Source organism: Streptomyces sp. NPDC021749 (genome assembly GCF_040640655.1).
Taxonomy (GTDB): Bacteria; Actinomycetota; Actinomycetes; order Streptomycetales; family Streptomycetaceae; genus Streptomyces.
The window spans coordinates 1-24,663 of record NZ_JBFACE010000024.1 but is presented as its reverse complement, the minus strand read 5'-3'; the positions used below and the strand labels follow the sequence as shown (position 1 = coordinate 24,663).

The window sequence follows — 24,663 nt, the reverse complement described above, 5'->3', positions numbered from 1 at the left end:
GGAGTCGGAGGTGGCCGGTGGCGGGGCCCGCCGGTGGAGAGGGGTTGAGGGGTGCTGACGTAGGGTCAGGAGGCGGGTGCGGGGGTGGTGGTCTCCTGCTCCGCCTCGACCTGCTGGTTCCAGTCGCGCTTGGAGGCCTGCCAGCCGTCCTCGTCGTGACCGGAGCGCCAGTAGCCGGAGATGGACAGGTCCTCGCGCGGGATCTGGCGCTCGACGCGGAGCAGCCGGCGCAGTTCCTTCACGAAGCCCGCCTCGCCGTGCACGAACGCCTGGACCCGGCCGGACGGGAATGTCAAGTCCCGTACCGCGGCGACCAGTTGGCGGCCGACCGGGGCCTCGCCGCGGTGCAGCCAGGTGATCTGCGCACCGGCCGGAGCGGTCAGCTCCTGGCGGTCCTCGGCCCCGGGGATCTCGATGAACGCATGCACCGTGGCGCCCGCCGGGATCCGTGCCAGGGACGCCGCGATGGCCGGCAGTGCGCTCTCGTCGCCGGCCAGGAGGTGCCAGTCGGCGGCGGGGTCCGGGGCGTAGGCACCGCCGGGGCCGAGCAGGAAGATCTCGTCGCCCGGTCGCGCGGCCGCCGCCCAGGGCCCGGCCAGGCCCTCGTCGCCGTGCACCACGAAGTCCACGGTCAGCTCGCGGCTCTCCGGGTCCCAGGCGCGGACGGTGTACGTACGGGTCCGCGGCCAGCGGTCGCGCGGGAACTCGGCCCGGATCTGCGCCATGTCGAAGGGCTCCGGATAGCGCACGCCGGGGAGCGGGAAGACCAGCTTGACGTAGTGGTCGGAGTACTCGCCCGCGGCGAACTCCGCCAGCCCCTCGCCGTCCAGCACCACCCGGACCATGTGCGGGGTGAGCCGCTCGGTGCGCCGCACCCGGGCGCGGTGCAGTGCGGGCTTCTTGCGGGACGGACGTGTCTCTGCCACGGCAATCTCCCCTGACGCGATGGTGGGGGCGGGTCCGGGGAAGCGGACCCGCCTTGTTAGGTATACCTAACCTAACAGTAGTTCACCGGCGGAGCGTGACGAGCAGTCGCTGCAGGGCGCCGCCGAGCCCCCACCGGGTGGCCAGCGCCTCCAGGCGCTCGGGGTCGGCCGGCTCCGCCGGCAGAGCGAGGTCCGCGTCCGGGACGGGAACGTCGGTGGCCACCTTGATCACCTTCGGGGCGACCGCGACGTACGGGCGGGCCTCCAGCAGACGGGCGCGCTGCGCCGGAGTCACCTTCGAGGCGGGGTCCTCCGCGGCGGCCATGATCCCCGCCAGGTCGCCGTAGGTGGCCAGCAACTTCGCCGCGGTCTTCTCGCCGATGCCCGGGACGCCGGGCAGGCCGTCGCTGGGGTCGCCGCGCAGCAGCGCCAGATCGGCGTAACCCGGGCCGTCCACGCCGTACTTCTCGCGCAGCCACGCCTCGTCGGTGATCTGGAGGGTGCCGACGCCCTTGACGGGGTACAGGACGCGGATGCCGCGCCGGTCGTCGACGAGCTGGTAGAGGTCCCGGTCGCCGGTGACGATGTCCACCGGTCCCGACGCCCGCGCCGCGAGCGTGCCGATGATGTCGTCGGCCTCGTAACCGGCCGCGCCGATCCGGGCGATGCCGAGCGCGTCCAGCACCTCCTCGATGACCGGGACCTGGGGGGAGAGGGTGTCGGGGACCTGCTCCTCGTCGGGCTCGGCGGAACCGGCCGGGGCCTCCTCGGCGACCCGGTGCGCCTTGTAGGAGGGGATCAGATCGACCCGCCACTGGGGCCGCCAGTCGAAGTCCATGCAGGCGGCCAGGTCGTCGGGGTGGTGGTCCTGGACCAGCCGGGCGATGAAGTCGAGCAGACCGCGCACCGCGTTCACCGGCGTGCCGTCCGGGGCCCTGACCGATTCCGGTACCCCGAAATAGGCACGGAAGTACAACGAGGCGGTGTCGAGGAGCATCAGGCGTCGAGTCACACCCCGCATGATGCCGTATGCCCCAATCGTCGCCGCGATGTGATCTGGAACACCGATGTGTTTGCGCCGGATAAAGGCGGGCAGACGCGCAGCCGGAGCGGACCCGGTGGAGATTCAACATTTTCAGCGGTCAACAACGGGCGGATCCCGTCCCGCACCACGACCTGCCGGCGGGGGTGGCAGGTCGTTTCTCGTGCGACAAGAGAGGTATATGTGTCCAGGCTGCAAGCCGAGCACCTGTACAAGGTGTTCGGCAGACGACCCGAGGACGCGGTACGCCGACTCGAAGCCGGCGCGAGCCGGGACGAGTTGCGGGACCAAGGCATCACCGCCGCCGTGATCGACGCGTCGATCGAGGTGGACGAGGGCCAGATCTTCGTCGTCATGGGTCTGTCCGGGTCCGGCAAGTCCACGCTGCTGCGCATGCTCAACGGCCTGCTGGAGCCGACCGCCGGAACCGTGCGGATCGACGGCCAGGACCTCACCTCGCTCAGTGACAGGGAACTGCGCGCGGTCCGCTCCCGGAAGATCTCCATGGTCTTCCAGCACTTCGCGCTCTTCCCGCACCGCAGCGTCCTGGAGAACGCCGCCTACGGGCTGGAGGTCCAGGGCGTGCCGCGCGCCGAGCGTGCGCGGCGGGCCACCGAGGCACTGGAACTCACCGGCCTCAAGGGCTGGGAGAAGTCCTGGCCCGACGAGCTGTCCGGCGGTATGCAGCAGCGCGTGGGCCTGGCCCGGGCGCTGGCCACCGACGCCGATCTGCTGCTGATGGACGAGTCGTTCAGCGCGCTGGACCCGCTGATCCGGCGTGACATGCAGGACCAGCTGCTGGAACTGCAGAAGACCCTCAAGAAGACCATCGTCTTCATCACCCACGACCTCAACGAGGCGATGCGCCTCGGCGACAAGATCGCGGTGATGCGGGACGGCCGGATCGTGCAGACCGGCAGCGCCGAGGACATCCTCGTGCGCCCCGCCAACGACTACGTCGCGTCCTTCATCCAGGACGTGGACCGCAGCCGGGTGCTGACCGCCGGTGCGGTCATGGCCGAGGTCGGCACGGTGCTCGGCGGCAGCACACCGGAGGGCGGCACGCTCGGTACGGCCGCGGAGTTCCGCGCCGCGGCGCCCGCCACCGTGGACGTCGACACCCCGCTGGTGGAGCTGTTCACCCCCTGCTCGGCCAGCAGCGTGCCGGTCGCGGTGACCGACGACAAGGGCGCCGTGATCGGTGCCGTACCGGCCGAGCGGCTGCTCGCCGTGCTCGGCGAGCCCGCCGAACAGGACGCGGAGCGGGCGGCGGTGGCCCCCGGTGTCCCCGCCCAGCCGGTGGTGAAGACCGCCACGGCGGCGGGGACCGCGGTGACGACGACGAAGACCGTCGCGGAGACGGGCGACGACGAGCCCGGGGACGGCGACGCCGAGGGCAAGGTGACCGCCGGTGCCTAGGATCCAGATAGGCAGCTGGGCCAACGACGCCGTCAACTGGCTGCGCGACAACCTCGACTGGCTCTTCACCCTCATCACGAAGGTGCTGAACGGCCTCTACGACGCGATCCACACGGTCCTCGCCGGGCCCGAACCGCTGCTGCTGGCCGGCATCTTCGCGGTGCTCGCCTGGTGGCTGCGCGGACTGCCGGCCGCCCTGCTGACCTTCCTCGGGTTCGCCCTGATCGACTCGGTCGAACAGTGGGGCCCGACCGTCGAATCGCTCTCGCTGGTCCTGGTGGCCTGCCTGATCACCGTCGTGGTCGCGGTGCCGCTGGGCATCTGGGCGGCCCGCAGCCGGGCCGTCGGCGGCACGCTCCGCCCGGTCCTGGACCTGATGCAGACCATGCCGGCGATGGTCTACCTGATCCCCGGCATCCTCTTCTTCGGCCTCGGTGTCGTCCCCGGCATCGTCGCCACCATCGTCTTCTCCATGCCGCCCGCGGTCCGTATGACGGAGCTGGGCATCCGGCAGGTCGACGAGGAACTGGTCGAGGCCGCCGAGGCGTTCGGCACCCACCCGCGGCGCACCCTCTTCCGGGTCCAGCTGCCGCTCGCACTGCCCACGATCATGGCCGGCATCAACCAGGTCATCATGCTCGCGCTGTCCATGGTGGTCATCGCGGGCATGGTCGGCGGCGGCGGTCTCGGCGCGTCGGTCTACAACGCGATCAGCTCGGTCAACGTGGCGCTGGGCGCCGAGGCCGGCCTCGCGGTGGTCATCCTCGCCATGTACCTGGACCGGATGACCGGCGCCCTGAACCAGCGGGTCTCCCCGCTCGGCCGGCGCGCGCTGGCCAAGGCCCAGGCGTCGCTGGGCGGCCTGCGGTTTCTGCAGTGGCGGCCCGCCACGCCCGTGGCCGTGGTCGGCGTGGTCGTGCTCGCGCTGATCGCCGGCGGGATGGGCATGTTCGGCAAGAACGCCGGCCAGGGCGGCGGCAACGGCCGCCCGATCAGCCTCGGTTACGTCAACTGGGACGAGGGCAAGGCCACCACGTACCTCTGGAAGGAGATCCTGGAGGAGCGCGGCTACAAGCCCAAGGTCCAGGCCCTGGAGGCCGGTCCGCTGTTCGCCGGGCAGGCCCGCGGGGACATCGACGTGCAGACCAACGCCTGGCTGCCGACCACCCACGCCTCGTACTGGAAGAAGTACAAGGGCCAGCTGGAGGACCTCGGCGCCTGGTACGACAAGACGTCGCTGGAGATCGCGGTGCCCTCGTACGTCAAGGGCGTCAAGACCCTGGACGACCTCAAGGGCAAGGCCGGCGAGTTCGGCGGAAAAATCACCGGCATCGAGCCCGGCGCCGGCGAGATGAAGATCCTCAAGGACAAGGTCCTCAAGGACTACGGCCTCAGCGGTGAGTACAAGGTGCAGGAGTCCAGCACCGCGTCGATGCTCAGCGAGCTGGACCGCTCGGTCCACCGGAAGAAGCCGATCGCGGTCACGCTCTGGTCGCCGCACTGGGCGTACGACAAGTACCCGCTCACCAAGCTGAAGGACCCCAAGGGATCGTTCGGCTCCGGTGACAGCCTGCACCTGCTGGGCCGCAAGGGCTTCGCCAAGGACGAGCCCGAGGCCGCCAAGTGGATGAAGAACTTCCACCTGGACGAGAAGCAGCTCACCAGCCTGGAGAACGACGTCAAGAACGCCGGCGAGGGCCACGAGCAGGACGGCGTGCGCAGCTGGCTGAAGAAGAACCCGGGCCTGGTCGAGAAGATCGCGCCGTCCGCCCACGCCACCTACGCCAAGGGCAAGGACGCGGGCAAGGCGCCCCACATCGGCTACCCGGCGTGGGACGAGGGCATCGCCACCACGTACCTCTGGAAGAACGTCCTGGAGAAGCGCGGCTACCGGCCGGACATCCGCAACCTCGACATCGGACCGATGTGGACCGGGCTGTCCACCGGCCAGATCGACGTGGAGACGGACGGCTGGCTGCCGGTGGCGCAGAAGCAGTACTGGGACAAGTACAAGAAGGATCTCGTCGACGTCGGACCCTGGTACGACAAGACGTCCCTGGAAATCGCCGTGCCGTCGTACGTCAAGGGCGCGAAAACCCTCGACGACCTGCGCGAGCACAAGGACGAATTCAAGGGCAAGATCATCGGGATCGAGCCCGGCACGGGTGAGATGAAGCGGCTCAAGGACACCGTGGCACCGGCGTACGGGCTCGACGACTTCGAGGTCACCTCGGCCGGTACCAGCGCCATGCTCGCCGAGCTGGACCGCGCCTACCACCAGCACGAGCCGATCGCGGTCGTGCTGTGGTCGCCGCACTGGGCGTACAGCAAGTACCACCTGACCAAGCTCGCCGACCCGAAGGGCACCTGGGGAGCGAACAACCAGATCAAGACGCTGGGCAACAAGAGCTTCCCGAAGAAATTCCCGGAGTTCTACGGCTGGCTGAAGAACTGGAAGATGAGCCCCGAGGAACTCGGCAGCCTGGAGAAGGACATCCAGGACGCCGGCAAGGGAAATGAGAACAAGGGCGTCGAGAAGTGGATCGGCGACCACCCCGGAATTGTGGACAAGATGGCGCCGGTGAAGTAGGCGGGTCTTTTCCGCAAGGCCGCAGCGGGCCCCGTTCCCCGGCAGTCGCCGGGCGGCGGGGCCCGCGACGTGTCCGGTTCACCTGACCGGCGGCGGATGCGTCGCGTACCCCGGTGCCGGATGGTTCGCTGGGGACGTGAACCCTGCGCACATCGCCGCCGCCGCACTGATCGGCGCCGCCGGTCTGGGCGCCGTCGCGCCGGCCGCCGCGGCCGAGGTCGACCCGAACCCGCTGGTGGCCGGGCAGCGGGTGCGGATCAGTGACGAGCAGGAGTGCGGCGCGGTGCACGGCGCCCGGGCCGCCTCGAAGCTCTTCGGGCCGGTGCGGCTGCGACCGGGCGCGGACGGCCTGACCGGTCACGCGAGGGTCGCCGACGGCGCGGCCCCGGGACGCTACCGGGTGACCATCGAATGCACGCCGGGCGGCGAACGGTTCACCGAGCTGGTGACCGTACGGGCCGGGCGGGTGGAGGGGCTGACGGCGACCCAGGCGGCGGGCGGTCTGGCCCTGCTGGTGCTCGCGGGCGGCGCGGCGTACCTGCTGCGGCGCAGCGTCCGCCGTTAGCCGGGGAACCCGGGGCGCGCCCATCCGGTCGCCGCCTAGCCTGGGCGCATGACCCGTCGTGTGGTGTCCCTCGTGCCCTCCCTCACCGAAGCCGTGGCCGTCAGCGCGCCCGGGCTGCTGGTCGGGGCGACCGACTGGTGCAGCCGTCCGGCGGACCTCGACGTGGTGCGGATCGGCGGCACGAAGAACCCCGACACCGCCCGGATCGCCGCACTGGCGCCCGACCTGGTGCTCGCCAACGAGGAGGAGAACCGCCCGGCCGACCTGGCCGCCCTGCGCGCCGCCGGGCTGGACGTCCTGGTCACCGAGGTACGGACGCTGCCGCAGGGGTTCCGGGAGCTGCACCGGGTGCTGGTCGCCGGCTGCGGGCTGGCCCGGCCCGAGTGGCTGGACGCCGCCGAGGCCGCCTGGCGGGACCTGGCCCGCCCGGTGGGGGAGCGGACCGCGGTGGTGCCCATCTGGCGACGGCCGTGGATGGTGCTGGGCCGGGACACCTTCGCCGGCGACCTCCTGGGCCGCCTCGGCGTGCGGAACGTCTACGCCGGCCACCCCGACCGCTATCCGCGGATCGCCCTCGACGCGCTCCACGCCGCCGGCGCCGACCTCGTCGTCCTGCCCGACGAGCCCTACCGCTTCACCGCCGACGACGGACCCGAGGCGTTCCCCGGGCTGCCCGCCGCGCTGGTCAGCGGGCGCGATCTCACCTGGTACGGACCGTCGTTGGTGACCGCCCCGGCCGCCCTGGCCGGGGCACTGGCCGGGGCGCGCTGAGCCGTCCGGCGGTGCGGCTCACCGGGCCGGCGGGGGCACGAGCAGCCGGCCGCGGGCCAGACCGCTCGCGGTGCGGGCGGCGGTCACCGCGACCGCGGCCACCAGGAGGACGTACAGCGCCACGGCCAGCCAGGTGAGGGCGGTCAGCCCGGTGTGCCGGGCCAGGCCCGCCGCCCCGGTGACGCACGTGCCGAGCGGGAAGGTGAAGCCCCACCAGGTCATCGCGAACGGCATGCCGTTGCGGACGGCACGGACCACCAGCGCCGTCGCGAGCGCCAGCCACAGCAGGGCGAACCCGGTCACCGGGACCCCGTACAGGACCGCGAAGGCGCCCATCGCGTGGGCGGTCGATGCGTCGACGACACCCGGCGCCACGTCCGCCAGGTTGCCGGTCGCGGTGGTGGACTGGCCGAGCGGGCCGAGGACCAGGAACAGCGTGGGGGTCAGGGCGAGCGGCAGCGGCCCGTGGTGGATCAGCCGGGACACCACCAGCGGCAGCACCAGCAGCGTCGCCAGCAGCGACATCCCGAACAGCGCGTAGCAGGCCACCAGCAGCGCCTGCTGCCACTGGCCGGGCGGCAGATGGGGGAGCAGGCCCGGGCCGAGCGCCGCCGAGACCATCGGCGCGACCAGCGGCAGCAGCCAGACCGGGGTGGCACTGCCCGGCTCGATGCGGTGGCGGGTCACCATCAGGTACGGGATCGCGGCGGCACCCACCAGCCCGACGAGGGTGCCCAGGGTCCACAGCACGGCGTCGGCGGCGAACGCGGCCGGTTCACCGATGACGTCCCGGCCGACCGCCAGCGTGCCGCCGCCCACCGCCAGCAGGGCCATCGACAGGCATCCGTAGAACGGCGCCACGGCCGGGTCCAGCAGCTGCCGGCGGGCCTGGTCGGCGTGGCGGAGCCAGTGGACGGTGCGGGCGGCCAGCAGGGTGACCAGCAGCAGGCCCGACAACGCCCAGACGAGCTGGTAGGCGGTGCGCAGCCCCGGGGCGGCGAGCGGCAGGGCGGCGCCGGCGGTGGCGACGATCGCGGTGCCCATCACGGCGGCGTACCAGTTCGGGCCGAGATGGCGGAGCGGGCCCGAGGGGCGGGGCGGGGCGGCGGGGCGGGAAGGTGCGTGCGCAAGGGTTGCCATGGAAGAAGCGTCGGGGGTCGCTGCCGCCGCCACCAGGGACGTCGTGTCTATGAGGGCATAAGCTGGGGTTATGAGCAGGGGGACTGATGAGTGACGCCAAGGCGGTCGGTGCCGGGGCCGGGACGGGTGAGGTGCCGCCCGTCCCGCTGGCGCACCGGGTGCCGGACCTCGGCGCGCTGGAGCTGCTGCTCGCGGTCGCCCGGCTGGGGAGCCTGGGGCGGGCCGCCCGCGCCTGCGGCATCAGCCAGCCCGCGGCCAGCAGCCGGATCCGGTCGATGGAGCGGCAGTTGGGCGTGGCGCTGGTCGAGCGCTCGCCGCGCGGTTCCCGGCTGACCGAGGCCGGGGCGCTGGTGACGGACTGGGCGCGCCGGATCGTCGAGGCGGCCGAGGCCTTCGACGCCGGGGCACAGGCGCTGCGCGCCCGGCGTGACTCCCGGCTGCGGGTCGCGGCGAGCATGACGATCGCCGAATACCTGCTGCCCGGCTGGCTGATCGCGCTGCGCGCCGCGCTGCCCGGCACCGCGGTGTCCCTGCTGACCGGGAACTCCCGGGTGGTGGCCGAGCGGCTGCTGGCGGGCGAGGCGGATCTGGGGTTCGTCGAGGGGCTGGACGTCCCGGCGGGGCTGGACGGTGCGGTCATCGGGCACGACCGGCTGGTGGTCGTCGCCGCCCCGTCCCATCCGTGGGCCCGGCGGCGCTCCGGACTGACCGCCGCCGAGCTGGCCGCGACCCCGCTGATCCTCCGGGAGCGCGGCTCGGGCACCCGGCAGGTGCTGGACGCGGCGCTCGCCGGGCACGGCGGGCTGGCGGAGCCGCTGCTCGAACTCGCCTCGACCACCGCCCTGAAGGCCGCCGTGGTCAGCGAGGCGGCACCGTCGGTGCTCAGCGAACTGGCGGTCGGCGAGGAGCTGACCGCGCGCCGGCTGGTGGAGGTCCCGGTGCGCGGTCTGCGGCTCGGCCGTGATCTGCGGGCGGTGTGGCCCACCGGGCAGCGGCTCGCCGGCCCGGCCCGTCAACTGCTGGGGCTGACCCGCGGCGCGTCCTGAGCCGGCCGCCGCCGGTCCGGCCCGCACCTGGTGAACAGCGCAAGGTTTCACCCACCGCCGGCGCGCGCCCTGAGCCCGGCCACCCGGGGCGTCCTGGCCGGGGTGGCGGGCGACTTCCCGCGTCGATAATCTGTGCGAACGCTTCATCGATCTTGAGGGGGACATATGAAGCTGAAGCTGACGGCCCCTGCCGTCATCGCCATGGCTGCCCTCGGCACCGCACTGACCAGCGGGATCGCCACGGCCGCCACGCCCGCGACGGCATCCGCCGTCACCGCCACCGCGCGGGCCGCGTGCGTCAACGCGCAGGCGCAGGAGAACGTGCGGATCCGCAAGGAGCGGAAGCTGAACAGCACCGCCGTGGGGCTCTTCACCAAGGGTGCGACCACCTGCATCCTCGGCAAGGCCACGGGGCAGAGCTACAACCTCTGCAAGCGTCCGGGCAACGACTGGTTCAAGATCACGTTCCGGGGCAACACCGGCTGGATCCCCGCCTCCTGCGGGATGCGGGAGCTCTGACCCGGCCGGTCACTCCTCGGGGGACGTCCCGCGTGCCGCCGCCACCAAGGCGTCCATGACACGCGTGTCGTCCCCCGCTTCCGGGTGCCACTGCACCGCCAGCGCGAAGCCCGGCCCGTCCGGCAGCTCCAGTGCCTCCACGGTGCCGTCCGCCGCGTGCGCCGAGACCAGCAGCCCGCGCCCGAGCCGGTCCACGGCCTGGTGGTGGTAGGTCGGCACGGAGACCGGTTCGGGCAGCGCCCGGGCCAGCAGCGTGCCGGGCACCGGCGTGATCTCGTGCTTGTCGAAGACCCCGGGCGGCCCGGCGTGCCCGTCGAGGTGCTGGACGAGCGTGCCGCCCAGCGCCACGTTCAGCAGCTGCATCCCGCGGCAGATCCCCAGCAGCGGCACCCCGGCCGCCAACGCCGCCTCGATCAGGGCCAGTTCCCAGGCGTCCCGGTCGAGCGAGGGCGGCCCGGTGCGCGGGTCGGGCTCCGCGCCGTAGCGCGCCGGCTGCACGTCCGCACCGCCGGCGATCACCAGCCCGTCCAGCCGGGCCACCGCCGCCGCCGCGGTCGCCGGATCGCCCGGCGGCAGCAGTGCGGCCAGCCCGCCCGACCGCTGCACCAGCCGTGGGTACCCGGCGGGCACCAGCGCGGCCGGCAGCGTCCACACCCCCCAGCTGGCCTCCTGCTGGTAGGTGCTGATGCCGATGAGCGGCTGGGACACGACTCCTCCGTTGGGGTGTGGGTGGGTTCCGGCTCGGCCGTCAGAATTCCAGTTCGTGCTCGATGGCGGCCAGCTCCTCCGCCGTGCCCTGGACCTTCGGGCCGGTGAACCACTTGCGGGCCGACACCAGCCACCAGGTGCCGGCGAAGCCGAGGACCAGGAGGACGGCGAGCGGGGTGTAGTTGAAGGTCTCCACCGTGACCGGGCTGGTCGTCGGGAGCATGAAGAGGACGGAGATGACCAGCGTCCAGCCGACGGCGATGACGCCGACGGGCTTGCTCCAGCGGCCGAGGTGCCAGGGCCCGCGCTGGAAGCGGTCGCCCTGCAGCAGGCGGAGGATGACCGGCAGGACGTAGGCGATGTACAGGCCGATCACGGCGATCGAGGTGACGGCCGCGTACGCCGTGGCGTTCCACAGGTACGGCAGGCCCAGCAGGAAGGCGCCGCCGGCGGCCAGCCACACCGCGTTGGTCGGGGTCTTCGTCCGCTTGTTGATGCGGTGCCACAGCCGCGAGCCCGGCAGCGCGCCGTCCCGCGAGAAGGCGTAGATCATGCGCGAGTTGGCGGTGACCGACGACATGCCGCAGAAGAACTGTGCGCCGATGGCGACCACGAGGAGCAGCTTGCCGCCGGTGGCGCCCAGCGCGTCGAGGAAGATCTGCGCCGGGGGCACACCGGTCTTGCTGGCCAGCGCGCCGTCGTAGTCCTGGATGGCGAAGGTGATGCCGACCAGCAGCACCCAGCCGGCGACCAGGGAGACCAGGATCGACATCACGATGCCGCGGGGGCCGGCCTTGGCCGCGTCGTGGGTCTCCTCGGTCATGTGCGCCGAGGCGTCGTAGCCGGTGAAGGTGTACTGCGCGAGCAGCAGTCCCAGCAGTCCGACGTAGAGGCCGGAGTGCCAGCCGGTGTTGTTGGTGAAGTGGGTGAAGACGAAGGAGGCGGACTGGTGCTTCGAGGGCACCACGACCAGGGCGCCCACGATGACCAGCACGCCGAGGATGTGCCACCACACGCTGACGTTGCTCAGGAAAGAGGCCAGCTTCACGCCGAAGGTGTTCAGCAGGCCGTGGACCAGCAGCACGATGCCGAACAGCATGATCGTGTGCGCCGGGGTGGCGGCGAAGCCGAACTGCAGGTCCAGCAGCGCGTTCGTGAAGGAGGCGGCGCCGAAGTCGACCCCCGCGGTCACCGCGACCTGGCCGAGGAAGTTGAACCAGCCGGTGAACCAGGACCACGCCGGGCCGTGCGAGGGGGCCAGCTTCGCCGCCCAGTAGTACAGGCCGCCCGCCGTCGGGTAGCTGGAACAGACCTCGGCCATCGCCAGCCCCACGAACAGCGTCATGAGGCCGACCAGCGGCCAGCCCCAGGTGATCAGGGCGGGGCCGCCCGTGTTCATGCCGAAGCCGTACAGCGTCAGGCAGCCGGAGAGGACCGAGATGATCGTGAACGAAACGGCGAAGTTCGAGAACGCCGACATCGAGCGGGCCAGTTCCTGGGCGTACCCGAGCTCGTGGAGGCGCTGTTCGTCGCTGGACAGCTGAGGGGGTTGTTGGTCCTGATCTGGGTTCGCTGCGTGCTCGTTGATGGACACCACGCCTCCGAGGCCTCGATGATCCGCGGCGGGTGCGGCCGATTCGGCGAACCGCTACCAGCCCCGCAATAAAGGTATGGGGCGATACCTTTGTCTTCCGGTCGGCTGAGCGCAAGACCTCTGCGTAAAAGAATGGTTAACGGCCGCCCGTCGTGCCCGCCCGGGCGCCGGCCGTCACGGCGCCGGGGCGGTCAGGAAGCCGCGCAGCAGGGCCGCGGTCCCGCAGCAGTGCTCCCGCATCACCTCGCGCGCCCCGTCCGCGTCGCCCTCCAGTACGGCCTCCACCAGCGCCGTGTGCTGGGCCTGCGAATGCTCCAGGTTGCGCACCAGCAGCGGGATGCAGTCCAGCAGGTCGTTGACGGTCGCCCGGACGGCGGCGTACTGCGCGGCCAGCGACGGCGAGCCGGACAGCTCGGCGAGGGTGAGGTGGAACAGGGTGTCGCGCCGGCGGTAGTCGGCGAGCGGGGCGTCCTGCGTCGCGGCCAGCGCCTCGCGCATCCGCCCGGCCTGCTCGTCGGTCAGCCCGTGCGCCGCGCACAGCCCGGCCGCGCCCACCTCCAGCACCTCACGGAACCGCAGGGTGTCCTCGACGTCGATCTTCTCGATCCGGCGGCGCAGCTCGGCCTCGCCGTGGTTCTCGGCGCGCACCCGGACGAAGGTGCCGCCGTAGCGGCCGCGCCGGCTCTCCACCAGGCCCTCGTCCTGGAGCACCTTGAGCACCTCGCGCAGGGTGACCCGGCTGATCTGCAGCCGCTCGGCCAACTCCCGTTCCGCGGGCAGCCGTTCGCCCTGCGGGACCAGGCCGAGCCGGACGATCTGGAGTATCTGTTCCAGCGCCTCCTCGAAGCCGTTGCCCGCGCGCACCGGCCGCAGCACCGGCGCCAGCCGGTCGTCCGTCCCGTCCATCGACACCCCTTCCCAATCAATGGTTCGTGTGCCTACCTTATGACCTCCGGATGCAGTGACAGGAGGCAATACCGTGGCAGACCGCACGCCCCCGCTCTCCGTCGAGGAGCTCAGAGCCCTCGTCGATGCCGGGGAGATCGACACTGTCGTCCTCGCCTTCACCGATATGCAAGGCAGGCTCCAGGGCAAGCGGTTCGCGGCCCGATACTTCCTCGACACCGTCCTCGAACACGGCACGGAGGGCTGCAACTACCTCCTCGCCGTCGACGTCGACCTCAACACCGTCGACGGCTACGCGATGTCCTCCTGGGAACGCGGCTACGGCGACTTCGCCATGCACGGCGACACCGGCACCCTGCGCCGCACCCCCTGGAACCCCGGCACCGCCCTGATCACCGCCGACCTGGCCTGGCACGACGGCTCCCCGGTCGCCGCCTCGCCCCGGCAGATCCTGCGCCGCCAGCTCGACCGGCTCGCCGAACGGGGCTGGCGCGCCTTCGCCGGCACCGAGCTGGAGTTCATGCTCTTCAAGGACTCCTACGAGGACGCCTGGTCCCGCGGCTACCGCGCGATGACCCCCGCCAACCAGTGGAACGGCGACTACTCCGTCCTCGGCACCGGCCGGGTCGAGCCCGTGCTGCGGCGCATCCGCAACGAGATGGGCGCCGCCGGGATGACCGTGGAGTCCGCCAAGGGCGAGTGCAACCTCGGCCAGCACGAGATCGTGTTCGTCTACGACGAGGCGCTCACCACCTGCGACCAGCACTCGATCTACAAGACCGGCGCCAAGGAGATCGCCGCCCAGGAGGGCATGGCGCTCACCTTCATGGCCAAGTACGACGAGCGCGAAGGCAACTCCTGCCACATCCACCTGTCGCTGCAGGACGAACAGGGCCACCCGGTCCTCGCCGACGACAGCGGCCCGTACGGCATGTCGCAGACCATGCGGCACTTCCTCGCCGGGCAGCTCGCCGCGATGCGTGACTTCACGCTCTTCTACGCCCCCAACATCAACTCCTACAAACGCTTCCGCCCCGGCTCCTTCGCGCCCACCGCCGTCGCCTGGGGCCCCGACAACCGCACCTGCGCCCTGCGGGTCGTCGGCCACGGCCGCGCCCACCGCCTGGAGAACCGCCTCCCCGGCGGCGACGTCAACCCCTACCTCGCCGTCGCCGCCATGATCGCGGCCGGCCTGTACGGCATCGAACACGAGCTGGAACTCCCCGACGCCACCACCGGCAACGCCTACGCCGGCGACGCCGCGCACGTCCCCACCACCCTGCGCGAGGCCGCCGAGCTGTGGGAACGCAGCCCGATCGCCCGGGAGGCGTTCGGTGACGAGGTCGTCGACCACTACCGCCACATGGCCCGCGTCGAGCAGGACGCCTACGACGCCGCCGTCACCGACTGGGAGCGCTTCCGCTCCTTCGAGCGCATGTAAGGAACCACGCCGTGTCCCATGGTTCGCACGAGCTGAAGATCCTCAACCCAGCCACCGAGGAAGTGGTGGCCACCGTCCCCACCACCTCACCCGAAGAGGTCGACGCCGCGGTCCGCCGGGCCGCGGCCGCCCAGGAAGCCTGGTCCGCGGTGGCCCCCGGCGACCGCGCCCGCCTCCTGCGCCGCTTCGCCGACGTCGTCGACGCCCACATCCCCGAGCTCGCCGGGCTGGAGCTGAAGGAGGCCGGCCACCCCCTGGGCAACGCGCAGTGGGAGGCGGGCAACGTCCGCGATCTGCTGCACTACGCCGCCGGGGGAGTGGAACGGCTGACCGGCACCCAGATCCCGGTCGCCGGCGGCCTCAACATCACCGTCCAGGAACCGCTCGGCGTGGTCGCCGTGATCGCCCCCTGGAACTTCCCGATGCCGATCGCCGCCTGGGGCACCGCCCCCGCCCTCGCGGCCGGCAACGCGGTCCTGCTGAAGCCCGCCGAGACCACCCCGCTCACCGCGCTCCGGCTCGCCGAACTCGCCCTGGAGGCCGGCCTGCCCGAGGACCTCTTCCAGGTCCTGCCCGGCGAGGGCCCGGTCACCGGCACCGCACTCGTCGACCACCCCGGCGTCGCCAAGGTCGTCTTCACCGGCTCCACCGCCACCGGACGGCAGATCGCCGCCCGCTGCGCCGCGCAGACCAAGCGGCTCACCCTCGAACTCGGCGGCAAGAGCCCCAACATCGTCTTCGCCGACGCCGACATCGAGGCCGCCGCGGCCGCCGCCCCCGGCTCCTTCCTCGACAACACCGGCCAGGACTGCTGCGCCCGCAGCCGCATCCTCGTCCAACGCGGCGTCTACGACCGCTTCCTCACGCTGCTGGAGCCCGCGGTCAAGGCGTTCACCGTCGGCGACCCGGCCGACCCGGCCACGCAGATGGGCCCGCTGATCTCCGCCGCCCAGCGCGAGCGCGTACGGTCCTACGTCCCCGAGGACGCCCCGGCCGCCATCCGCGGCGAGGCCCCCGCGGGCAAGGGCTTCTGGTACCCCGCCACCGTCCTGGAGGGCCGCCCCGAGGACCGGACCGCCGTCGAGGAGATCTTCGGCCCGGTCGCGGTCGTCATCCCCTTCGAGGACGAGGCCGACGCGGTCCGGATCGCCAACGCCACCGACTACGGCCTCTCCGGCTCCCTGTGGACCCGCGACGTCGGCCGGGCGCTGCGCGTCTCGCGGGCCGTCGCGGCCGGCAACCTGTCCGTCAACTCCCACAGCAGCGTGCGCTATTGGACCCCCTTCGGCGGGTTCAAGCAGTCCGGCCTCGGGCGCGAGCTCGGCCCGGACGCACTCACCGCCTTCACCGAGACCAAGAACATCTTCATCAGCACCGAGGAGAGCAAGTGACCGACCAGACCGCAGTGTGCCGCCGCCTCGTCGGCCGTACCGCCGTGATCACCGGTGCCGGCAGCGGCATCGGCCTGGCCACCGCCCGCCGACTGGCCTCCGAAGGCGCCAACGTCGTCTGCGCCGACATCGACGAGACCGCCGGCAAGAAGGCGGCCGACGAGGTCGGCGGCCTCTTCGTCAAGGTCGATGTGACCGACTCCGACGAGGTCGAGGCGCTCTACAAGACCGCCTTCGACACCTACGGCTCGGTCGACATCACCTTCAACAACGCCGGCATCTCGCCGCCCGACGACGACTCCATCCTCACCACCGGCCTGGACGCCTGGAAGCGGGTCCAGGAGGTCAACCTCACCTCGGTCTACCTCTGCTGCAAGCACGCCCTGCCCTACATGCAGCGCCAGTTCGCCGAGACCGGGCGCGGCGGCTCCATCATCAACACCGCCTCCTTCGTGGCCGTCATGGGCGCGGCCACCTCCCAGATCAGCTACACCGCCTCCAAGGGCGGCGTGCTGGCGATGTCCCGCGAACTGGGCGTGCAGTTCGCCCGCGAGGGCATCCGGGTCAACGCCCTGTGCCCCGGGCCGGTCAACACCCCGCTGCTCAAGGAGCTGTTCGCCAAGGACCCCGAGCGCGCCGCGCGCCGCCTGGTGCACGTCCCGGTCGGCCGGTTCGCCGAGCCCGAGGAGATCGCGTCCGCGGTCGCCTTCCTCGCCAGCGACGACTCCTCGTTCGTCAACGCCGCCGAGTTCCTGGTCGACGGCGGGATCGCGGGTGCGTACGTCACCCCGGTGTAAACGCTTGTTGTTCACCTCTGCGTCAACGTCATGGTGGCCTGGTGTCTCCCACCACCCGGCCGCCATGCGTTAACGTCCGCCTTCGATCCCTCGTTCGACAGGAGTGCGTTCCATGGTCAACAAGCGTCGCTGGCTGGCAGCCGGTGCGGCCCTCGCGGTCGTGGGAGGCGGCATGGCGGTCGCCCAGACGGCCACGGCGGGTGCCGCCACCCGCCACTGCCCCACCCTGCACGTCTCCAAGGGCTGGTACGGCGACAACCGTGCCAAGCTGCAGAAAATGATTGACGAGCAGGGCAGTTGTGCCGGCTCCGACGGGGCGCGGCCGGTCGCGACCTTCGACTGGGACAACACCGTCGTCAAGAACGACATCTCCGACGCCACGCTGGCCTGGATGCTCAAGCACGACAAGGTGCTGCGCCCCGCCAGTTGGAAGGCCACCAACAAGTGGATGACCGAGGACGCGGCCGCTGCGCTCACCAAGGCCTGCGGCACGTCCGTGCCCGCCGGCCGTCCGCTGCCCACCTCCGAGAACACCGCCTGCACCGACGAGATCCTCGACGTCTACAGCGACGAGAAGACCTCCGGCGGCAAGGAGGCGTTCGCGGGGGAGTGGAACCACCGGCGCACGGTCCCCTCGTACGTCTGGATCACCCAGCTGTTCGCCGGGCACACTCCGCAGGCCCTGACCTCGTACGCCGCCGAGGCGCGCAAGGAGAACCTGGCCGCGCCGATCGGTACGGAGCAGACGGTCGGCACGCACAAGTGGGCCGGATACGTGCGCTACTACGAGCAGCAGCGTGACCTCATCGGCACCCTCAAGAAGGCCGGCTTCGACGTCTACATCGTCTCCGCCTCCGCCGAACCGCTGGTCCGCGCCTGGGCACCCGGCGTCGGCATCGACCGCGACCACATCATCGGCATCCGCAACATCGTCAGCAACGGCAAGCTCACCACCGGCGTCCAGGGCTGCGGTGACGTCAAGGACACCAACGGCGAGGTCCTGACGTACATGGACGGCAAGCGCTGCTGGATCAACCAGGAGATCTTCCACGTCAAGGGCGCCAAGGCCTGGGAGCGGCAGGACCGCGCGCACCGCCCCGCGTTCGCCGCCGGTGACGCCGAGACGGACGTGACGTTCGTCGACGACGCCACCGCCGGCCACCTGGCCATCAACCGCAACAAGACCGAGCTGATGTGCCGGGCGTACGACAACAGCGACCACCGCTGGCTGATCAACCCGATGTTCATCGAGCCGAAGAAGCGCAAGGCCGACGGGTACCCGTGCTCGACCGCCGGCTACGTCCGGCCGGACGGCACGCTCGCGCCGATCCACCGTGCCGACGGCTCGGTGATCCCGGACCAGCAGGACACGGTGTACTGAGCCACCGCCGTACGGGAGGGCCGCACCGGTCACAGGAAGGTGCGGCCCTCCCCGCGGTACGTCGGCACCGTGTCCACCACCCGGTCCCCGTCGATCAGTTGCAGCGCGTCGAACCGCTCGCACAGCTCCCCGGCCTTGGCGTGCCGGAACCACACCTTGTCGCCGATCGCCAGCCCGTCCGCGGCCGCCCCCAGCAGCGGCGTCTGCACCTCACCCGGCCCCTCCTGGGGGTCGTAGCGCAGCCCCGCCGGCAGATACGGCACCGGCAGCCGGTCCGCGCCCGCCACCCCCGACGCCGGATAGCCGCCGCCCAGCACCGTCACCACACCGGGCCCCGGCCGGCGCACCACGGGCAGGGCGAACAGCGCCGCCGGACGCCCGCTGAACGAACGGAAGTTGTCGAACAGCCGCGGCACGTACAGCCCCGAACCCGCCGCGACCTCCGTGACCGCCGCCTCCGCGGCCGTGTGCTGCACGCTGCCGGTCCCGCCGCCGTTGACGAACTCCAGCCGCGGCACCACCGCCCGCACCGCCCGGACGGCCTCCCAGCGCCGCTGCGCCAGCTCCTTGCGCGCCGCCGCCTGCATCATCCGGACCGTGCGCGAGAACACCGGCTTGCCGTCGACGTCGTCGCCCACCCCCGCCACATGCCCCTCGTACGCCATCACCCCCACCAGCCGGAAACCGGGGCGGCGCGCCACCGTCCGTGCCAGCGCGGCCAGTTGGGACGGCTCCCGCAGCGGGGACCGCCGCGCACCGAAGCGCACCTTCCCGCCCGGCAGCCGGTACGAGGTGTCCAGCTCCAGGCACACCCGGACCTCCTCGCCGCCGCGCCCCGCCGGCCGGGCCGCGTCGATCAGCTCCAGCTGCGCCGGATCGTCGACCATCACCGTCACCGCGGCCGCCAGCTTCGGATCGGCGGTCAGCTCGGCGAACCCCGCCCGGTCCGCCGACGGATACGCGAGCAGGACGTCCGCGAAACCCGAGCGCGCCAGCCACAGGGACTCGGCCAGCGTGAAGCTCATGACCCCGGCGAAGCCCTCCCGCGCCAGCACCCGCTCCAGCAGGGCACGGCAGCGCACCGACTTGCTCGCCACCCGGACCGGCTTGCCCTTCGCGCGGCGCACCAGATCGGCCGCGTTGGCGTCGAACGCCCGCAGGTCGACGACGGCCAGCGGCGCGTCGAGAAGGGCGGTGGCCCGGTCATAAGAGGCTTTGTCGCCATATGCATCGGCTCTCAGCTGGGACATGGCCCGAGCCTGCCAGAGCCTCTTACCGCTGGGTAGGGGTGAGATCCCGACAGAGCGGACATGACGGCGGCCGGGGGCACCTCCTGCTCCTAGAGGGCTTGGGGGAGGGTTGGAGCACCGGCGGCGCCAGCCCTTAGAGTGGCCCGACACCGCCACCAGCAGGTCAGCGGCGTGTTGTCCGGATACCAACCCCCCTGCCCCGATTGCGGATCGGGGGCCGGGGGCCACGGCGCAAGGGGGAGCGCGGGTGAGCACCGACGCAGAATTCGTCGATCCCCGGCACGTCCCGCCCATACCCCCGCGGCCGCCCCGGCAGCCCGCGGCGGCCGCGACACCGGGGCCGGACGACGACCCGCACACGGCCGTCCTGCGCCGCCGGTCCCCGGCCGAGCCGTCCGTCCCTCCGCAGGCGCCCCCGGTGGCCCCCGGCGCCCCGCCGCGCCCCGCCACCCCGCCGCCCCCTGCCCGGCCACCGGCCGCCGGCGCCCCCCGGCCACCCCACCCCCAGGCGCCGCCCGCCGGCACGCCGCCGCGCCCGGCCGGGCGTCCGGCCGCGTTCCGCGACACCGCAGCCTTCCACCTGGCCAACAGCCAGAACCTGTGGAACGGCACCCCGGAACCCGCCACCGCCCGCCCGACGGCCACCCCGCCGGGCGACCGGACCGCGCCCCCGCAGCAGCCCTGGCCCCCGACTCCCGGCGCACCGCAGGGGGTTGTGCCCGGCCCGGCGCCCACCCGCCGGTTCCCGGCGGGCCGCCGCCCCGCCGGCCGGGCGCTCGCCGCCGCGGCCTGCCTCGTCCTGGGCATCGGCCTGCTGGGCGGCGCCGCGGCCGGCAGCTGGCTCACCGACGACCCCGCGGACGCCCCGCCCACCGCCGAGGCCACCTTCGCCAGGGGCCGCGACGCCTGGCGCAACACCCCGGTCGACACCCTCTTCCCCCGCTCCGTCGAGGGCCTCGGCGTCGGCCCCGGCGGCGCCGACCGGACCTGGACCCGGATCGCGGTCGCCCCCGACGGCGACTGCACCGGCGCCTACGACCCCGAGCTCGCCCAGGCGCTCGCCCGGGCCGGCTGCGTCCGCCTGCTCCGCGCCACCTACCTCGACGCCACCCGCTCCAGCGTCATCACCGTCGGCGCCCAGACCACCCGGACCGACCGGGCCGGCATGCTCGACCTCAACACCCGCTTCAGCACCCGGAGCCTGGCCGACCGCAGCGATCTGATGCCGGTGCCGTACGCCCCCGAGGGCACCCCCGCCGAGGGCTTCGGGCGCGCCCAGCGGGCCAGTTGGACCGTCCGGGTGCTCACCGACGTCCCGGTGATCGTCTACGCCGTCTCCGGCTTCGCCGACGGCCGCGCCGTCACCGAACCGCAGCCCGTCGAGGCCGCGGTCCGCCCCGGCGCGACCACCGCCCCCGCCGAATCCGGCCTCGGCCACGACGCCAAGGACCTCGCGGACCGCATCGAGAACGACTTCCGCAAGGCCGCCGGCGCCTCCGTCCAGCCCCGGGAGGACACGCCATGACGCAGACCCCGCTGCGCGCGGCCGCCCTCGCCCTGGCCTCCGCCGCGCTCACCGTCCTGCCGGTCGTACCCGCCCGGGCCGACGCCATCCGCGCCCAGGAATGGGGCCTGCAGGCCGTCCACGCCCAGCAGGCCTGGCGCACCACCAAGGGCGAGGGCGTCACGGTCGCCGTCCTGGACACCGGCGTCGACGCCAACCACCCCGACCTCCGGGACCAGGTCCTCCCCGAGAAGGACCTGGTCGGCTTCGGCGCCGGCCCGGGCGACGCGGCCTGGGCCCGGCACGGCACCGGCATGGCCAGCGTCATCGCCGGGCACGGCCACGGCGCCGGCCGCCAGGACGGCGTACTCGGCATCGCCCCCGCCGCCAAGATCCTCCCCGTCCGGGTGATCCTGGAGGACAACGACCCGCAGCGCGAGCGCGCCCGCACGGAGAAGGCCGGCGCGCTCGCCGACGGCATCCGCTGGGCCGCCGACCACGGTGCCGACGTCATCAGCATGTCCCTGGGCGACGACAGCGAGTCCGCCCACCCCGAACCGCGCGAGGACGCCGCCATCCAGTACGCCCTCGGCAAGGGCATCCCCGTCGTCGCCTCCGCGGGCAACGGCGGCGAGAAGGGCAACCACGTCTCCTACCCCGCCGCCTACCCGGGCGTGATCGCCACCACCGCCGTCACCCACCAGGGCGACCGGGCCCACTTCTCCACCCGCCACTGGTACGCCACGGTCAGCGCCCCCGGCGAGGACATCCTCATGGCCGGCAACGACGACGGCTACCTCTCCGGCTGGGGCACCAGCCCCGCCGCGGCCTTCACCTCCGGCGCCATCGCCCTGATCCGCTCGGCCCACCCCCATCTGAGCCCCGACCAGATCCGCCGCCTGCTCACCTCGACCGCCCAGGACGCCCCACAGGGCGGCCGCGACGACGACTACGGCGCCGGCCTGATCGACCCCGCCGCCGCCCTCAAGGCCGCAGACGGCCTGCGGCCCGCCCCCCAGAAACCGTCCCCCGCCGCCTACGGCCGGCGCTACTTCGGCCCCGGCCCCACGGAGGACGCCCCCGAAAACACCCCCACCAACTGGCTCCCCTGGGCGGCCGGCGCCGCGGGTGTGGCCCTCCTCGTAGGCGGAGCCCTCCTCTGGCGAACCCGCCGTTGAAACCCGTCCCACCCCGGCCCCCGGCGCCCCCGGAGGCCCGTCACCGCACCCGACGATCCCGGCCCGCCGCAGGCGCCACGGCGGGAAACCCCCACGGCGGGCCGGCCGAGAACGTACGGCGAACGCCCCGATAGGCTCGGGTTCGTGCAGAAGAACATTCCCGACTCGCCCTTCTCCGACGACGACGGGTCCGCCGATCCCGCTCTTGCCGCGGCCCTGGCGGCCTACGACGCCGACCGGTCGGCCGAGCCCCGGGTGCTGGCCGCCCTGGCCGGCGCCCGCCTCCTCGTGCCGGTCGTCGCCCTCCTCGGTGAGGTCGAGACGGGACCCGACGGGCTGCGCCGCGAGAAGACCAGCGATATGGCCGTCCCCACCCTCCAGGCGCCGGACGGCCGCCGTGCCCTCCCCGCGTTCACCGGCACGGAGAGCCTGCACCGCTGGCGCCCGGACGCCCGGCCGGTGGCCGTGCCGCTCCGGCAGGCGCTGCTGGCCGCCTCCCACGAGAAGGCCGACACCGTCGTGATCGACCTGGCGGGCCCGGTCACCTACCAGCTCACCGGGCCCGCGCTGCGGGCCCTCGCCGAGGGCCGGACGACCGCCGACCCGCTCGCCGACCCGGCCGTCACCGAGGCCCTGCGCTCCCTCCTCGCCGCCGAGCCGGCCGTCCTCGCCGCCCGTCTGGCGCCGTCCCGGGAGACCGACGGGACGCTCGCCCTGGGCCTGGCCGCCGACGCCCCCACCGCCGAGGTCGCCCAGCGGCTGGCCCGGGCGCTGGCCTCCGACGAGGTCTTGCGCGCCCGGCTCGTACGGGGCCTGGACCTGGCGCTCCTGCCGCCCGGTGCGGCGGGCACCGGCGAACCGCTCTACCAGCGCTGACGGGCGCCTCTCCCGGGCGGCCGTGCCACGGCCGCCCGGGAGATCGCCGACGGGCGGGTTCGTCTCCCGGGCCGCACAATGCGAGGAGAGCTCAAGATCCACGCGAGGAGGGCCCAGATGGAGAAGACGGAGACCTCTTCGGTCGTGACCCGCACGGTCGAGTCCGAATTCCTCGGCACCCTGCTCCTGGTGTTCTTCGCCGTCGGCTCGGCGGTCCTGGCCGGCGAGTACATCGGCACCTTCGGCATCGCCCTGGCCTTCGGCTTCACCATGCTGGCCCTGGCCTACGCGCTGGGCCCCATCTCGGGCTGCCACCTCAACCCCGCGGTGACCCTGGGCATGCTGCTGTCCCGCCGCATCACCCTCCGTACCGCCGTCGAGTACTGGGTCGCCCAGATCCTCGGCGCCATCGTGGGCGCCGCACTGCTCTTCCTGGTCGCCAAACAGGTCCCCGGTCTGCAGACCCACGCGGCCTTCGGCACGAACGGCTGGGGCGACCGTTCGGCGGTGCACCTCAACCTCGGCGGCGCCTTCGTCCTCGAGATGGTGATGACCTTCCTGTTCGTCTTCGTCTTCCTGGCGGTCACCCACCGGGTCGCCGTGATCGGCTTCGACGGCCTGCCGATCGGCCTGGCGCTGGCCACCGTCCACCTCATCGGCATCCCGCTGGACGGCACCTCCGTGAACCCGGCCCGTTCCATCGGCCCCGCGCTGTTCGCGGGCGGGGCCGCCATCACCCAGCTGTGGCTCTTCATCGTCGCTCCCCTGATCGGCGGTGCGATCGCCGCGGTGGTCCACCAGGTCACCCACCCGCCGCAGGAGCCGGTGCTCGTCGCCGATCAGGTCTCGCCCCCCGAGCCGACCGCGGGCCCCGGCGAACGCGTCTGACCCGGCGGACGCGGCGCATCCGTCCCGCACCACGACGAGCCCCGGCCGCACCGGCCGGGGCTCGTCGTCGTGCGAGGTCGTGCAGAGGGGCCGCCGGACGCGGCCGCGGGGACTAGATGAATGAGTCCAAGGGGTGCCGTTGCGGTCAGTGATCATAGGCGGTCAGTGATCGCTTGACTGGCTGCCCTGTCTTGTCGTTGTGCCAGATCGCAGCCGTGAGCGCGAGGATCCGGCACAAGACCCGGGTCGCCACCCCTGCCGGGCTCTTGCCGCCATGTCGTTCCAGGTCGAGCTGTCCCTTGAAGGTCTGGTTGATCGACTCGATGACCTGCCGCAGTGGCTTGAACAGGTGCGCCCCGGCCCGCTCGGCCTCTCCCTTGCGAGCCGGCCGCAGCAACTCCAGGTGACGCTCCGCAAGATCTCGCTCGAACTCGCGGCCGTAGTAGTTCTTGTCCCCGATGATCGTCTGGCCGGGGTGGGCGGCTACGACCTCGGGTGCGGTGTCGAGCATGTCGCGCAGCGTCTCGCGCTCGTCGGCCTTCGCACCGGTGAGTGCGAACAGGATCGGGAGTCCGCCGAGCGTGCACACCAGGTGCAGTCGCAGCCCCCAGAAATATCGTGAGTGTGACGCGCAGTAGCCGTACTGGGCCCAGCCTGCCAGGTCCGAGCGCTTGGTCGTCTCCCGCGAGCAGCCGCAGCCGACCGGGGTGGAGTCGACCAGCCACACGTCG

22 protein-coding genes are annotated in these 24,663 nt (G+C 72.6%); 14 read left to right on the top strand and 8 right to left on the bottom strand.

Annotation, left to right across the window (positions count from 1 at the left end; genetic code table 11):
- Positions 1 to 65: 65 nt before the first annotated feature.
- Positions 66 to 926 carry a siderophore-interacting protein gene (locus AB0G35_RS22905; protein WP_360952414.1) on the bottom strand — a complete coding sequence of 287 codons (861 nt, stop codon included), beginning with the start codon at positions 924 to 926 and terminating at the stop codon, positions 66 to 68.
- Between the two features lie 82 nt (positions 927 to 1,008).
- Positions 1,009 to 1,923, bottom strand: a complete 915-nt coding sequence (locus AB0G35_RS22900; RefSeq protein ID WP_360952659.1) for a 5'-3' exonuclease — start codon at positions 1,921 to 1,923, stop codon at positions 1,009 to 1,011.
- A 228-nt stretch (positions 1,924 to 2,151) separates the two neighbouring features.
- On the opposite strand from AB0G35_RS22900, the gene AB0G35_RS22895 reads away from it, so the two are divergent.
- The 4 genes from AB0G35_RS22895 (at position 2,152) to AB0G35_RS22880 (ending at position 7,313) form a co-directional block, all read left to right on the top strand.
- A complete protein-coding gene (locus tag AB0G35_RS22895; protein ID WP_360952411.1) occupies positions 2,152 to 3,387 on the top strand; it encodes a glycine betaine/L-proline ABC transporter ATP-binding protein in 1,236 nt (411 codons plus the stop codon).
- Positions 3,380 to 5,977 carry an ABC transporter permease/substrate binding protein gene (locus tag AB0G35_RS22890; RefSeq protein ID WP_360952408.1) on the top strand — a complete coding sequence of 866 codons (2,598 nt, stop codon included), beginning with the start codon at positions 3,380 to 3,382 and terminating at the stop codon, positions 5,975 to 5,977. The genes AB0G35_RS22895 and AB0G35_RS22890 overlap by 8 nt, the downstream gene beginning before the upstream one ends.
- Positions 5,978 to 6,113: 136 nt before the next feature.
- Positions 6,114 to 6,542 (top strand): hypothetical protein, encoded by a 429-nt coding sequence (locus tag AB0G35_RS22885; protein WP_360952405.1) that lies wholly within the window; start codon positions 6,114 to 6,116, stop codon positions 6,540 to 6,542.
- A gap of 48 nt (positions 6,543 to 6,590) precedes the next feature.
- Positions 6,591 to 7,313 carry a helical backbone metal receptor gene (locus tag AB0G35_RS22880; protein ID WP_360952402.1) on the top strand — a complete coding sequence of 241 codons (723 nt, stop codon included), beginning with the start codon at positions 6,591 to 6,593 and terminating at the stop codon, positions 7,311 to 7,313.
- Positions 7,314 to 7,331: 18 nt separating this feature from the next.
- Here the strand turns inward: AB0G35_RS22880 and AB0G35_RS22875 are convergent, their stop codons facing one another.
- Entirely contained in the window at positions 7,332 to 8,453 is a 1,122-nt protein-coding gene (locus AB0G35_RS22875) for a TDT family transporter (protein ID WP_360952399.1), read from the bottom strand.
- Between the two features lie 86 nt (positions 8,454 to 8,539).
- Here AB0G35_RS22875 and AB0G35_RS22870 point away from each other — a divergent pair, with 86 nt between their 5' ends.
- The gene (locus AB0G35_RS22870) at positions 8,540 to 9,499 is read left to right on the top strand and encodes a LysR family transcriptional regulator (protein WP_360952396.1); all 960 of its coding nucleotides are present in this window, start codon (positions 8,540 to 8,542) and stop codon (positions 9,497 to 9,499) included.
- Positions 9,500 to 9,664: 165 nt separating this feature from the next.
- Entirely contained in the window at positions 9,665 to 10,018 is a 354-nt protein-coding gene (locus tag AB0G35_RS22865) for an SH3 domain-containing protein (RefSeq protein WP_360952393.1), read from the top strand.
- A 9-nt stretch (positions 10,019 to 10,027) separates the two neighbouring features.
- Here AB0G35_RS22865 and AB0G35_RS22860 read toward each other — a convergent pair whose 3' ends face one another.
- From AB0G35_RS22860 to AB0G35_RS22850, 3 genes are all read right to left on the bottom strand, one after another.
- Positions 10,028 to 10,726 carry a gamma-glutamyl-gamma-aminobutyrate hydrolase family protein gene (locus tag AB0G35_RS22860; protein ID WP_360952390.1) on the bottom strand — a complete coding sequence of 233 codons (699 nt, stop codon included), beginning with the start codon at positions 10,724 to 10,726 and terminating at the stop codon, positions 10,028 to 10,030.
- A gap of 40 nt (positions 10,727 to 10,766) precedes the next feature.
- Complete coding sequence (locus AB0G35_RS22855; RefSeq protein WP_360952656.1) at positions 10,767 to 12,206, bottom strand: amino acid permease; 1,440 nt, start codon at positions 12,204 to 12,206, stop codon at positions 10,767 to 10,769.
- A gap of 288 nt (positions 12,207 to 12,494) precedes the next feature.
- Positions 12,495 to 13,226, bottom strand: coding sequence for an FCD domain-containing protein (locus AB0G35_RS22850; protein WP_360952387.1), 732 nt, complete (start codon positions 13,224 to 13,226; stop codon positions 12,495 to 12,497).
- A gap of 73 nt (positions 13,227 to 13,299) precedes the next feature.
- Between AB0G35_RS22850 and AB0G35_RS22845 the strand changes: the two genes are divergently transcribed.
- The 4 genes from AB0G35_RS22845 to AB0G35_RS22830 all read left to right on the top strand — a co-directional run bounded on the left by AB0G35_RS22845 (position 13,300) and on the right by AB0G35_RS22830 (position 18,236).
- On the top strand, positions 13,300 to 14,667 hold the full coding sequence (locus tag AB0G35_RS22845) for a glutamine synthetase family protein (protein ID WP_360952384.1): 1,368 nt from the start codon (positions 13,300 to 13,302) through the stop codon (positions 14,665 to 14,667).
- Between the two features lie 11 nt (positions 14,668 to 14,678).
- Entirely contained in the window at positions 14,679 to 16,058 is a 1,380-nt protein-coding gene (locus tag AB0G35_RS22840) for an aldehyde dehydrogenase family protein (RefSeq protein WP_360952381.1), read from the top strand.
- A complete protein-coding gene (locus AB0G35_RS22835) occupies positions 16,055 to 16,855 on the top strand; it encodes a 3-oxoacyl-ACP reductase (RefSeq protein ID WP_360952378.1) in 801 nt (266 codons plus the stop codon). Before AB0G35_RS22840 ends, AB0G35_RS22835 begins: the two co-directional genes overlap by 4 nt.
- Positions 16,856 to 16,967: 112 nt before the next feature.
- A complete protein-coding gene (locus tag AB0G35_RS22830) occupies positions 16,968 to 18,236 on the top strand; it encodes a haloacid dehalogenase-like hydrolase (RefSeq protein ID WP_360952375.1) in 1,269 nt (422 codons plus the stop codon).
- A 29-nt stretch (positions 18,237 to 18,265) separates the two neighbouring features.
- On the opposite strand, the gene AB0G35_RS22825 is transcribed toward AB0G35_RS22830, so the two are convergent.
- On the bottom strand, positions 18,266 to 19,486 hold the full coding sequence (locus AB0G35_RS22825) for an amino acid deaminase/aldolase (protein WP_360952372.1): 1,221 nt from the start codon (positions 19,484 to 19,486) through the stop codon (positions 18,266 to 18,268).
- Positions 19,487 to 19,733: 247 nt separating this feature from the next.
- Here AB0G35_RS22825 and AB0G35_RS22820 point away from each other — a divergent pair, with 247 nt between their 5' ends.
- The 4 genes from AB0G35_RS22820 to AB0G35_RS22805 all read left to right on the top strand — a co-directional run bounded on the left by AB0G35_RS22820 (position 19,734) and on the right by AB0G35_RS22805 (position 23,932).
- Positions 19,734 to 21,011, top strand: a complete 1,278-nt coding sequence (locus AB0G35_RS22820) for a hypothetical protein (RefSeq protein WP_360952369.1) — start codon at positions 19,734 to 19,736, stop codon at positions 21,009 to 21,011.
- Entirely contained in the window at positions 21,008 to 22,168 is a 1,161-nt protein-coding gene (gene mycP, locus AB0G35_RS22815; RefSeq protein WP_360952366.1) for a type VII secretion-associated serine protease mycosin, read from the top strand. Before AB0G35_RS22820 ends, mycP begins: the two co-directional genes overlap by 4 nt.
- A gap of 144 nt (positions 22,169 to 22,312) precedes the next feature.
- Complete coding sequence (locus tag AB0G35_RS22810; RefSeq protein ID WP_360952363.1) at positions 22,313 to 23,044, top strand: SseB family protein; 732 nt, start codon at positions 22,313 to 22,315, stop codon at positions 23,042 to 23,044.
- A 117-nt stretch (positions 23,045 to 23,161) separates the two neighbouring features.
- Entirely contained in the window at positions 23,162 to 23,932 is a 771-nt protein-coding gene (locus tag AB0G35_RS22805; RefSeq protein WP_360952360.1) for an MIP family channel protein, read from the top strand.
- Between the two features lie 145 nt (positions 23,933 to 24,077).
- Here the strand turns inward: AB0G35_RS22805 and AB0G35_RS22800 are convergent.
- Positions 24,078 to 24,663: IS982 family transposase (locus tag AB0G35_RS22800; RefSeq protein WP_360952357.1), on the bottom strand; the 586-nt coding region annotated here is incomplete at its 5' end.